Source organism: Streptomyces sp. NPDC048644 (genome assembly GCF_043199105.1).
Lineage (GTDB): Bacteria > Actinomycetota > Actinomycetes > Streptomycetales > Streptomycetaceae > Streptomyces.
The window spans coordinates 92,967-104,945 of sequence record NZ_JBICVO010000009.1 but is presented as its reverse complement, the minus strand read 5'-3'; the positions used below and the strand labels follow the sequence as shown (position 1 = coordinate 104,945).

Annotated in this window: 9 protein-coding genes and 1 tRNA gene; 8 read left to right on the top strand and 2 right to left on the bottom strand. The window is 72.4% G+C overall.

The genetic code is table 11. From position 1 onward, the window contains the following. Positions 1 to 44: 44 nt before the first annotated feature. Together ACGFNI_RS21760 and secD are read left to right on the top strand one after the other, a co-directional pair. Positions 45 to 503, top strand: a complete 459-nt coding sequence (locus ACGFNI_RS21760; RefSeq protein WP_393686089.1) for a hypothetical protein — start codon at positions 45 to 47, stop codon at positions 501 to 503. 69 nt (positions 504 to 572) lie between these two features. Beyond that, positions 573 to 2,936: a protein translocase subunit SecD gene (secD, locus tag ACGFNI_RS21755; RefSeq protein ID WP_393686088.1), complete on the top strand. Its 2,364-nt coding sequence runs from the start codon at positions 573 to 575 to the stop codon at positions 2,934 to 2,936. A 67-nt stretch (positions 2,937 to 3,003) separates the two neighbouring features. Here secD and ACGFNI_RS21750 read toward each other — a convergent pair. Next, positions 3,004 to 3,077: transfer RNA gene (locus ACGFNI_RS21750), tRNA-Pro, on the bottom strand. A gap of 173 nt (positions 3,078 to 3,250) precedes the next feature. Between ACGFNI_RS21750 and ACGFNI_RS21745 the strand changes: the two genes are divergently transcribed. The 6 genes from ACGFNI_RS21745 (at position 3,251) to ACGFNI_RS21720 (ending at position 11,079) form a co-directional block, all read left to right on the top strand. Further along, entirely contained in the window at positions 3,251 to 3,658 is a 408-nt protein-coding gene (locus ACGFNI_RS21745) for a DUF488 domain-containing protein (protein WP_393686087.1), read from the top strand. 118 nt (positions 3,659 to 3,776) lie between these two features. Beyond that, positions 3,777 to 4,970 carry an argininosuccinate synthase gene (locus ACGFNI_RS21740; RefSeq protein WP_393686085.1) on the top strand — a complete coding sequence of 398 codons (1,194 nt, stop codon included), beginning with the start codon at positions 3,777 to 3,779 and terminating at the stop codon, positions 4,968 to 4,970. Positions 4,971 to 5,079: 109 nt separating this feature from the next. Then, the gene (gene argH / locus ACGFNI_RS21735) at positions 5,080 to 6,516 is read left to right on the top strand and encodes an argininosuccinate lyase (RefSeq protein WP_393686477.1); all 1,437 of its coding nucleotides are present in this window, start codon (positions 5,080 to 5,082) and stop codon (positions 6,514 to 6,516) included. A 152-nt stretch (positions 6,517 to 6,668) separates the two neighbouring features. Then, positions 6,669 to 7,220, top strand: coding sequence for a TetR/AcrR family transcriptional regulator (locus ACGFNI_RS21730; protein WP_393686083.1), 552 nt, complete (start codon positions 6,669 to 6,671; stop codon positions 7,218 to 7,220). Beyond that, entirely contained in the window at positions 7,217 to 8,806 is a 1,590-nt protein-coding gene (locus tag ACGFNI_RS21725) for an MFS transporter (protein WP_393686081.1), read from the top strand. The genes ACGFNI_RS21730 and ACGFNI_RS21725 overlap by 4 nt, the downstream gene beginning before the upstream one ends. A 302-nt stretch (positions 8,807 to 9,108) precedes the next feature. Beyond that, positions 9,109 to 11,079, top strand: a complete 1,971-nt coding sequence (locus ACGFNI_RS21720; RefSeq protein ID WP_393686079.1) for a bifunctional metallophosphatase/5'-nucleotidase — start codon at positions 9,109 to 9,111, stop codon at positions 11,077 to 11,079. A 67-nt stretch (positions 11,080 to 11,146) separates the two neighbouring features. Here ACGFNI_RS21720 and ACGFNI_RS21715 read toward each other — a convergent pair whose 3' ends face one another. Next, a complete protein-coding gene (locus tag ACGFNI_RS21715) occupies positions 11,147 to 11,815 on the bottom strand; it encodes a lysophospholipid acyltransferase family protein (protein WP_393686078.1) in 669 nt (222 codons plus the stop codon). Positions 11,816 to 11,979 lie beyond the last annotated feature (164 nt).

The window sequence follows — 11,979 nt, the reverse complement described above, 5'->3', positions numbered from 1 at the left end:
GGGAGCGGGCTGGGGCAGGGACACACCGGACACGAGGAGGGGGCATGGCGCGGCGGACCGTACGGCGGCCCGGCGGCGCGCTCCGTATCCGGGGCGGCCACGCGCTGCGCGTCCTGCTCACGCTCACCGCACTCCTCGTCGGCCTCCTCCCGGCCGCGGCCCCGGCGACCGCGGGCCCCGCGCCCGCCACCCGGGCCACCGCGGCACCGCTTCCGTACGCCCCGCACTCAGGCGCTCCGCACACCGGCACCTCGCATCCCGGCGCCCGGCACCAGGCCACTCCCGGCGCCAGGCCCCCGCTGTCCGCGCTGCGGCCCGGCGCGCCGTGCGACGGTGAGCCCGGCCACCCGCACCTCCCCGCGCCCGGCACGGCGTGCGCGTACCGCTGGGCGCCCCCACTGCGCGCCGGACCCCGCCCGCCCCGCCTCCGGCCCGCCCGCCAGGACCACCCCCCGTACGCCGGGCGGTGCCTGGACCGCGCCCCGCCCCGCTCCAGCAGCTGACCGGCATTCCCGTCGCTCTTCGCCGCGCCCGGACAACTCCCGGCCGCGGTGCGCCTGTTGGAGGCATTGATGACCCGCGCCACCAAGGTGCGGGCGCTGCTCGCGCTCGCCCTGCTAGCCCTGTCCGTCTTTCTCGCCGTGACACAGCCCGTCCGGCTCGGTCTCGATCTGCGCGGCGGTACGCAGATCGTCCTGGAGACCCGCGACTCCCCGACGGCCGATGCCGACCGGGACGCGACCGACCGCACACTGGAGGTGCTGCGCCGCCGGGTGGACGCCCTCGGCGTCGCCGAACCGTCCATCGCCCGCTCCGGTGACCACCGGATCGTCGTGGAACTTCCCGGCGTCCAGGACCCCGAGCAGGCCACCGAAGTACTCGGCCGCACCGCCCAGTTGACCGTCCACCCGGTCATCGGCACGGCAGCGGGGCCGCAGCAGCCCACCGGCCACAAGGGGAAGGAACCCGCCGACCCGGCAGGAAAGGTGCTCCCGGACGCGTCCGGCGCCCACCTGCGCCTGGGGCCGCCCGCCCTGACCGGCGCCGAGGTGGACCGGGCCGACGCGCAGTTCGACGCGGAGACCGGTTCCGGCTGGTTCGTCGGCCTCGATCTGCGCGGTGCGGGGGAGCGGGCCTGGGCCGGGCTGACCGGTGAGGCGGCCTGCGCGCCGCCGGGGGATCCGGCCAGGCGGGCCGCCATCGTCCTGGACGACAAGATCATCTCTTCGCCGCAGGTCGACACCTCGGTGGCCTGCGGCACCGGGATCACCGGCGGCTCGACGCGGATCACCGGCGGATTCGACCAGGAGACGGCGACCGAACTGGCGCTGCTGGTCAACGGCGGTGCGCTGCCGGTCCCCGTCGAGGTCGTCGAACAGCGGACCGTGGGGCCGACGCTGGGCGCCGCTGCCATCGACTCCAGCGCCCGCGCGGCGGCCCTCGGCATCGCGCTGACCGCCGTCTTCCTCACCGTCGTCTACCGGCTGCTCGGCGCCCTCGCGACGCTCGCCCTGGCCTGCTACGCGCTCCTCTCGTACGCGGCGCTGCTCGCCGTCGGCGCGACCCTCACGCTCCCCGGGCTCGCCGGTTTCGTGCTCGCCGTCGGGATGGCGGTGGACGCCAACGTGCTGGTCTTTGAACGGGCCAGGGAGGAGTACGCGGCCGGGCGCACGCCCCGCCGCGACGGTTCCGCGCCCCGGAGCCTGCGCACCGCCCTGACGGCCGGCTTCCGGCACGCCTTCAGCGCCGTCGCCGACTCCAACGTCACCACCCTGCTCGCCGCCGGACTGCTGTTCCTGTTCGCCTCCGGGCCGGTCCGCGGCTTCGGCGTCACGCTGTCCATCGGCGTGCTCGCCTCCATGGTCAGCGCCCTGCTCGTCACCCGGGTCCTGGCCGAGTACGCGGTGACCCGCAAGCCGCTGGAACGCCGGCCGCGACTGTCCGGCATCGCAGGTCACGGACGGGTGCGCCGGCTGCTCGTCCGCCGCGGCCCGTCCCTCATGCGCCACCGGTGCCGCTGGCTCGCCGGATCCGCCGCCGCCCTGATCCTGGCCACCGGCGGGATCGCGCTGCGCGGCCTCGACTTCGGGGTGGAGTTCACCGGCGGCCGGCAGATCGCCTACGCGACACAGTCCCCCGTCGACGCCGAGCGGGCCCGTACCGCCCTGGGCGACGCGGGCTTCCCGCGGGCGGTGGTCCAGACATCGGGCGACGGGGAGCTGACGGTCCGCACCGAGCGGCTGACCGGCGAGGAGGAGGACCGGGTCGGCACGGTGGTCGACGAGCTGGGCGGCGGCGCGCAGAAGGTACGCGACGAGCTGATCGGGCCCAGCCTCGGCGACGAACTGCGCCGCAACGCGCTGATCGCCCTCGGTGTGGCGCTCGCGGGCCAGATGGCCTACCTGGCGCTGCGCTTCCGCTGGACGTTCGCGGTCTCCGCGGTCGCCGCGATGGCACACGACGTGCTGATCCTCGTCGGCGTCTTCGCCTGGCTGGGCAAGCCGGTCGACGGGGTCTTCCTGGCGGCGCTGCTGACGGTCATCGGCTACTCCGTCAACGACTCCGTCGTGGTCTTCGACCGGGTGCGCGAGCTGTGGGCGGCGGCCCGCCGCACCCCGTTCGCGCAGATCGCCGACAGGGCGCTCCTGGAGACCGTGCCGCGCACCGTCAACACCGGCATCGGTGCGGTCTTCATCCTCGCCGCGCTCGCCGTGCTGGGCGGCGACTCGCTGACCGACTTCGCCGTGGCGCTGCTGATCGGCATCGGCGTCGGCACGTACTCGTCGATGTTCACCGCGACGCCGCTGGCCATCGCGCTGGAGGCGCGCAGCGGCAGTCCCGCGCCGCGGCCGGCCGGCCGCGGGTCCGGCAGGAGGGGAGCGGCGGGCGCCCGCCGCCGCCCGGGGCAGCGGCCCGGCACCGGCGCGCAGGTCTGATCGGCCGCTCGCACGAAAAAACCCGCTGACCTGGAGATTTCTCTCCGGTCAGCGGGTTTTCGCACCGTCGGGACGACAGGATTTGAACCTGCGACCCCTTGACCCCCAGTCAAGTGCGCTACCAAGCTGCGCCACGTCCCGGTGCTCGTCCGCCCGGATGTTCTCCGGTCGGCGCGTGCAGAAGAAAAATACCCTGTCCGGTGCCCTGATTCCAAAGCGGGGCCCCCGACGGCCCCACGACCGGCCTCCCGGAGGGGGTGCGGGGGGCCTCGCGCGCACCGGTGAAGCGGCGCCTGACGTGTTTCGATGAGGGCATGGCCAAGGAATCGCCCGGCACCGGACACCCGGGACGCGGGGGGTCGGGGAGCGACATCCAGGTGCGCCGGATCTATGACCCGGCCGACCCCGCCGACGGCGCGCGGGTGCTGGTCGACCGGCTGTGGCCGCGCGGCGTCTCCAAGGAGGACGCCCGGCTGACGGAGTGGTGCAAGGGCGCCGCGCCCTCGTCCGACCTGCGCCGCTGGTACGGCCACGATCCGGAGCGGTTCGACAGGTTCGCCGGCCGCTACCGCGAGGAGCTGGCCGGGCCGCAGCCGCAGGCGGCCCTGCGGCGGCTGCGCGAGCTGGCGTCGGACGGCCCGCTGACGCTGCTGACCGCGACGAAGGACCTGCCGCACAGCCACGTACAGATCCTGCTGGAAGCGCTGCGCGAGGTCGGCTGACCGGCCCGCGCGACCCCATAGAGACACCGCTGACCTGCGACGTCGCTCGCTCATTGACGAAACATACGGTGGAGTGCATACTTATGCCCATCAGCGTATGCACCGTAAGGAGAAACCCGTGACCGAGCGCGTCGTACTCGCCTACTCAGGCGGCCTTGACACCTCTGTCTGCATCGGCTGGATCGCCGAGGAGACGGGCGCCGAGGTCATCGCCGTTGCCGTGGACGTAGGCCAGGGCGGCGAGGACCTGGACGTCATCCGCAAGCGCGCCCTGGCCTGCGGCGCCGTCGAAGCCGAGGTCGCGGACGCCAGGAACGAGTTCGCCGACGAGTACTGCCTCCCGGCGATCCGGGCGAACGCCCTCTACATGGACCGCTACCCGCTGGTCTCCGCCCTCTCGCGGCCGGCCATCGTCAAGCACCTGGTGGCCGCCGCCGAGAAGCACGGCGCCTCCACCGTCGCCCACGGCTGCACCGGCAAGGGCAACGACCAGGTCCGCTTCGAGGCCGGCATCTCCTCCCTCGCCCCCGACCTCACCTGCATCGCCCCGGTACGTGACTACGCGATGACCCGGGACAAGGCCATCGCCTTCTGCGAGGCGAAGAACCTCCCGATCGCGACCACCAAGAAGTCGCCGTACTCCATCGACCAGAACGTCTTCGGGCGGGCCGTCGAGACCGGCTTCCTGGAGGACATCTGGAACGCGCCGATCGAGGACGTCTACGAGTACACCGAGAACCCGGCCACCGCGCGCGAGGCCGACGAGGTCGTCATCACCTTCCAGCAGGGTGTCCCGGTGGCGATCGACGGCAGGCCCGTCACCGTCCTGGAGGCGATCCAGCAGCTCAACGTCCGGGCCGGCGCCCAGGGCATCGGCCGGATCGACATGGTCGAGGACCGGCTGGTCGGCATCAAGTCCCGCGAGGTCTACGAAGCTCCCGGTGCCATCGCGCTGATCACCGCGCACCAGGAGCTGGAGAACGTCACCGTCGAGCGCGAACTCGCCCGCTACAAGCGGCAGGTCGAGCAGCGCTGGGGCGAACTGGTCTACGACGGCCTGTGGTTCTCGCCGCTCAAGCGCGCCCTGGACGGTTTCATCGCCGAGGCCAACCAGCACGTCACCGGCGACATCCGGATGACCCTGCACGGCGGTCGTGCGGTCGTCACCGGCCGGAAGTCCGCCGATTCGCTCTACGATTTCAACCTGGCGACCTACGACACCGGCGACACCTTCGACCAGTCGCTGTCCAAGGGCTTCATCGAGCTCTTCGGAATGTCCAGCAAGATCGCCGCCCGGCGCGACCAGGGCTGAGCCCAGGACCCGTCACTTTCCGGCACCACCCCGCTTCCCCGCCCCGCGCGGGGAAGCGGTCGTACCGTCACAGCCTTGAGGAGCAGCAGTGAGCAACGGCGCCGATTCGATCGACAAGAGCACGGGAGACGTCCGGCTCTGGGGCGGCCGATTCGCCGACGGACCGGCCGAGGCACTCGCCCAGCTGTCCGCTTCGGTCCACTTCGACTGGCGTCTGGCCCCCTACGACATCGCCGGATCCCGCGCACACGCCCGCGTGCTGCACAAGGCCGGACTGCTCACCGCCGACGAACTGGAGCGGATGCTGGCCGGACTCGACCGGCTGGCGGCCGACGTCGCCGACGGGTCCTTCACCGGCACCGTCGCCGACGAGGACGTGCACACCGCCCTGGAGCGCGGCCTGTTGGAGCGGCTCGGCGCCGACCTCGGCGGCAAGCTGCGGGCCGGCCGGTCCCGCAACGACCAGGTCGCCACGCTCTTCCGGATGTACCTGCGCGACCACGCCCGGATCATCGGCGGCCTGCTCGTCGAGCTGCAGGAGGCGCTGGTCGGCCTCGCCGAGGCGCACCCTGACGTCGCGATGCCGGGCCGCACCCACCTCCAGCACGCCCAGCCGGTGCTCTTCGCCCACCACGTGCTGGCCCACGTCCAGTCGCTGTCCCGGGACGCCGAGCGGCTGCGGCAGTGGGACGAGCGGACCGCCGTGTCCCCGTACGGCTCCGGCGCGCTGGCCGGCTCCTCGCTCGGCCTCGACCCGGAGGCGGTCGCCGCCGACCTCGGATTCGAGCACGGCAGCGCGGGCAACTCCATCGACGGCACGGCCTCCCGTGACTTCGTCGCCGAGTTCGCCTTCATCACCGCGATGGCCGGCGTCAACCTCTCCCGGATCGCCGAGGAGGTCATCATCTGGAACACGAAGGAGTTCTCCTTCGTGACCCTGCACGACGCCTTCTCCACCGGCTCGTCGATCATGCCGCAGAAGAAGAACCCGGACATCGCCGAGCTGGCGCGCGGCAAGTCGGGCCGCCTCATCGGCAACCTGACCGGCCTGATGGCCACGCTCAAGGCGCTGCCGCTCGCCTACAACCGCGACCTCCAGGAGGACAAGGAGCCGGTCTTTGACTCCTGTGACCAACTGGAGGTCCTGCTCCCGGCCTTCACCGGAATGATGGCCACCTTGACCGTCAACCGCGCACGGATGGCGGAGCTGGCCCCCGCGGGCTTCTCGCTCGCCACCGACATCGCGGAGTGGCTGGTCAAGCAGGGTGTGCCGTTCCGGGTCGCGCACGAGGTCGCCGGTGAGTGCGTCAAGGAGTGCGAGGCGCACGGCATCGAGCTGGACGAGCTCACCGACGAGCAGTTCGCCAAGATCTCGCCGCATCTGACCCCCGAGGTCCGCACCGTGCTCAACGTGCCGGGCGCGCTCGCCTCGCGCAGCGGCCGGGGCGGCACCGCGCCGTCCGCCGTCGCCGTCCAGCTCGCCGAGGTGACGGCGGACCTGGCGACGCAGCGGGCCTGGGCCACGGCGAAGCAGCCGACGACGTAGGGACACCGCGCCCTGCCCGTGCGGCGGCCCCCACCTGATCGGCCGGGTGGGGGCCGCCGCCGTTTCGGCCCGGCAGGGATCCGACATCCCCCCAGGGAGCGCCCCGCGTATGGAATGAGACATTCACGTCTCATTCCGTTAAGGTGCGTCTCATGGCCGTGGATCGTGCACACGTACTGGAAGAAGCCGCCGCGCTGCTCGCGCGCCGGTCGACCTCCTCCATGGACGAGATCGCCCGCGCCGCCGGGATCAGCAGGGCCACCCTGCACCGGCACTTCGCCGGCCGCGACGCGCTGATCCGTGCCCTGGAACAGCTCGGCATAGAACAGCTCGCCCAGGCGATGGACGCCGCCAGGCTCGACGAGGACGACGCCGCCACCGCGCTGCGCCGGCTGGTCACCGAGGCGCAGCCGGTCGCCGGCGTGCTGGCCTTCCTGTTCACCGAGAACCAGCTGTTCGAGGGCGAGGAGGTCAACTCGGGCTGGGCCCGCCTCGACACCCGCATCCACGCGCTGTTCCGCCGCGGCCAGGAAGAGGGCGACTTCCGCATCGACCTGAGCGCGACCTGGCTGACCGAGGCGTTCTACGGACTCGTCGGCGCCGGCGCGTGGGCCGTCCAGGAAGGCCGGGTCGCCCGCAACGACCTCACCCACTCGATCGCCGAGCTGCTGCTCGGCGGCATCCGACGGAGCATGGAGAAATGAGCGAGAGCGCAGCGGTGGGACCGGCAGGTTCGGCCCACGAGGACCACCCCCGCCCAGGACGCTGGCTCGCGCTCGCCGTCCTCGTCCTCGCCGTACTGCTGGTCGGTGTGGACGCCACGGTCCTCGGCCTGGCCACCCCCTTCCTCAGCGAGGACCTGAAGCCGTCGGGCACCCAACTGCTGTGGATCGGCGACATCTACTCCTTCGTCATCGCCGGACTGCTGGTCTCCATGGGCAGCCTCGGTGACCGGATCGGCCGTAAGAAGCTGCTGCTCATCGGCTCCGTCGTGTTCGGCGCGATGTCGGCGCTGTGCGCGTACGCCACCAGCCCGGAGATGATGATCGCGGCCCGCGCCCTGCTCGGCGTGGCCGGCGCGACGCTGATGCCCTCCACCCTCGCGCTGATCCGCAACCTCTTCCACGACCCGAAGGAACGCAGCCTCGCGGTCGGCATCTGGGGCGCGATGGCCTCGGCCGGCACCGCCGTCGGGCCGGTACTCGGCGGCTTCCTGCTCGGCCACTTCTGGTGGGGCTCGGTCTTCCTGATCAACCTGCCGGTGATGGCGCTGCTGGTGGTCGTCGGCGCCCGGGTGATCCCCGAATCCCGCAACCCGGACCCCGGACCGTGGGACATCCCCAGCGTCGCCCTCTCGCTGGTCGGCATCGTCGGCGTGGTCTACGCCATCAAGGAAGCCGCGGTGCACGGCTTCCGCTGGGACATCGCGGTGGCCGCCGCCATCGGCATCCTGGCGCTGGTCGTGTTCGTCCGCCGTCAGTACGCGCTGCCCTCGCCGCTGCTGAACATGAAGCTCTTCCACCACCGCGGCTTCTCCGGGGCGGTACTAGCCGACCTGTTGACCATCCTGGGCCTGTCCGGGCTCGTCTTCTTCCTCTCCCAGTTCCTCCAGATGGTGCAACTGCGCTCGCCGCTGAACGCCGGGCTCACCGAACTCCCCGCCGCGATCGGCGCGGTGGGCGCAGGACTCGCCGCCGGATACGTCGCCAGACGGCTGTCCGTGCGCATCGTGGTGGCCGGCGGCCTGGCGGTCGTCGGGCTCGCTCTCGCCGGCTGCGTCACCCTGCACGCCGACACCGGCACCCTCGCGCTGGCCACCATCCTCTTCGTCGTCGGCATCGGCGCCGGATTCGCCTTCACCGTCACCGCCGACGTGATCCTCTCCAGCGTGCCCAGGGACGAGGCGGGCGCCGCGTCCGCGGTCTCCGAGACGGCCTACGAACTGGGCGCCGCGCTCGGCATCGCCCTGCTCGGCTCCATCGTCACCGGCATCTACCGCGGCTTCGCCACCCCCTCCGGCGTACCGGCGGCCCCGGCCGACGCGGCCAGGGAATCCCTGGGCGGCGCCGTCGACGCCGCCTCGTCGCTCCCGCAGGACCAGGCCGCCGCGCTGCTGAAGACCGCTCAGGACGCCTTCGTCGACGGACTCGACGTGGCGGCCGGGGTCGGCGCTGCGGTGCTGCTGGCCGCGTCGGTCGCCGCGTGGTTCCTGCTGCACGGCCAGGAACTGGGCGAGAGCCCCGAGCCCGAGCCGGAGACCGTGCCCGAGCGCCCCGCCGGATCCGCGTAACCCGGGCACCGCCCCCGCCACCCGGCCCGACGGGCCGCCGCACGCTCCGGCGCACGGCGGCCCGTACGGCCGTTCGGTGTCCTGAGGCGGACGGGGGACGCCGGCGCCCGGCGCGCGCCGGCGGGGCGTGTCCTGCCGGGCGGCGCGCGACGCGAGCGCCATGATCCATACGGCACGCCGCCGGGACCGCTGTCCGCCGCCTGTTCACGTCCGGGACGCGTCCCGGAGGCCGGCCGGCCCGACCCGCCCGTTTGACTCTCCGTCCGTTCCCTTCGGTCGGGCCCGTTCAGGAGAGTGACGCAGTGCGCGAGATCGGACGACGCTCCTTCTTCACCGCGGCCGGAGCCCTGGCCACCACCGGCGCCATCGGCAGCCGCGCCTACGCCACCGACCACGCACGCGACGCGGCCACCGCCACCGAATACGTCGACGTGCAACTCCTCAGCATCACCGACCTGCACGGCTTCCTCCAGGGCGCCCCGGGCGGCAACTCCGTCATCACCGGCGCCGGTGGCCGCACCTACACCGTGGGCGGGGTGGCGTACATGGGCGCGCACCTGGAGGCGCTGCGGGCCGGCCGCACCAACTCCGTCTTCTTCGCGCCCGGCGACCTCTTCTCCGGCTGGGAGTTCGACGCCTCCTCGCTCGCCGACGAGCCCACCATCGAGGCCCTGAACGCGATGGGCCTGGACTTCGCCTCCGCGGGCAACCACGAGTTCGACAAGTCGGCGGCCTTCCTCACCTCGCACATGGAAGCGGGGAGGCCCTTCCCCGTCATCGACCGCGACGACGCCTTCAAGGACTCCACAGGACGGCGGTTCCACGGCGCCGACTTCCCCTACTACAGCGCCAACATGGTCTGGTCGGGCACGGGGAAGACCGTGCTGCCGCCGTACAACATCGTGCAGGTGGACGCCGGCGGCGGCCGTACGCTGCCGGTCGGCTTCATCCACCTGACCGCCGTCGGCACCGAGTCCTTCCCCGGCTCCTACCAGCCGGGACTGCGCACCCTGGACGAACTGGAGACCGCCAACAGCCGCGCCGCCGAACTCAAGGCCCGCGGCGTCAACGCCATCGTGCTGAGCATGCACGACGGCGCCGTGGCAGGCAGCGACTTCAACAGCGGCAGCAACCCCTCGGGACCGGCCTACGAACTGGCCCTGCGCGCCTCGCCCGACATCGACGCGATCGTCACCGGACACTGGCACTGCGCCTTCTCCATGATGCTGCCCGATCCCGAAGGCACCCCCCGCCCGTTCGTGGAAGCGGGCTGCTACGGGCAGCTCATCAACGAGATCAACCTGCGCCTCGACCCCGTCACGGGAGCCGTCGTCCGGTCCCTGACCACGACCACCAACCACCCCAACACCCGTGACATCACTCCCGATCCGGAGCTGCGGGAGATCGCCGACTACTGGGCCGGCTACGGAACCCGGCGCGCCGCCACCGCGCTCGGCACCCAGACCGGATCGTTCACCCGTGCCGGCAACGCCGCGGGCGAGAGCACCATGGGCGACCTCGCGGCCGACTGGGCGCTGTGGGCGGGACGGCAGCCGCTCGACCCGACAGCCGACCCCGGCGGGCCCGCCAACACCCCCGCCGACCTCGCCCTCATCGCCGTCGCGCCGCGCATCGGACAGGCCGTCATCGCCGCCGACCTGGTACGCGACGAAGCCTCCGGCGGCACCGTCACGTTCGGGAAGGCGTGGAACGCCGTCGGGTTCGGCGACCCGGTCATGACGGTGACCGTCACCGGCGCGCAGATCCACGACGCGCTGGAGGAACAGTGGGCGCCGGCCTCCGGCGGCGTCCTGTCCTTCGCACCGCTGGCCGTCTCCGCCAACGTCCGTTACTCCTTCGACGCCGCGGGCCCGGTGGGCAAACGCGTCGACCCCGCCGATGTCCTCATCGACGGCAAGGCCCTCGACCCGGCCCGCTCCTACCGGCTCGCCGCCCCCTCGTACACCCTCATCAACCAGGACGGCTTCAGCGCCTTCCTGGGCTTCACCGCGCCGGTGCGGCACACCAGGGACTTCGAGAGCTTCGTCTCCTACGTACGGACCACGAAGACGCTTGCGCCCGCCGCCCTGGACCGGGTGCGGGTGAAGAACGCGGACGTGCCGGGCGCCCGCGTCGGCACCGTCACCGAACGGGCGCAGCTGCGGCAGGCGGACGGCAGCGCGATGCCGCGGCCCGAGGCGGCCCTGCGCGCCGCGCGGACCGGCGGCCCCGAGGGACAGCGCGCGCCCGGCGGCTTCCGGGTGCCCTGCTGACCCCGCCCCCGGTACGGCAACGGGCCGCACCCCCGTGAGGGATGCGGCCCGTGCGGCGGACGGTGGGTCAGGCGGCCCTGGCCTTCGTGGCGTAGATGTCGACGTACTCCTGGCCTGACAGCTCCATGACGTCGCTCATGACCTCGTCGGTCACCGCGCGCAGGACGTAGCGGTCGCGGTCCATGCCGTCGTAGCGGGCGAAGTCCAGCGCCTCGCCGAAGCGGACGGTCACCGGGGCGACGTGCGGCCTGCCCTTGCCGCCGGGCTGCACCTTGTCGGTGCCGATCATCGCGAAGGGCACGACGGGCGCGCCGGTCATCAGCGCGAGCCTGGCGATGCCGGTACGGCCGCGGTAGAGCCGGCCGTCGGGGGAGCGGGTGCCCTCGGGGTAGATGCCGAAGGCGTGGCCGTCCTCCAGGATCCGGCGGCCGGTCATCAGCGCCGCGACGCCGCCGCGTCCGCCGTCCCGGTCCACCGGGATCATCCCGGAGCTGGTGAAGAACCAGGCCATCAGGCGGCCCTTGACGCCCTTGCCGGTGACGTACTCGTCCTTGCCGATGAAGTAGACGGGGCGCTTGACCACCAGGCTCAGGAACAGCGAGTCGATGAAGGTGACGTGGTTGCCGGCCATGATGACGGGTCCTGTGTCCGGGATGTGCTCCATGCCCTCGACCTTCGGGCGGTACAGGACGCGCATGACGAATCCGAGAATCGCCTTCAGCAGAATGCGGGACAACGGGCCCTCCGGGCGTGGCTGGTCGAAGCGAACAGGTGCAGGACTACTCAGCGGCTCTGGACGATACTCGCGGGTCACCTCCGCCCGCACATCGGGTTCACCGGACGGATACGCAGAGTTGACACGCGTTTGTCCCATGTTCCCTCTCACACCGCTGCCCGTCT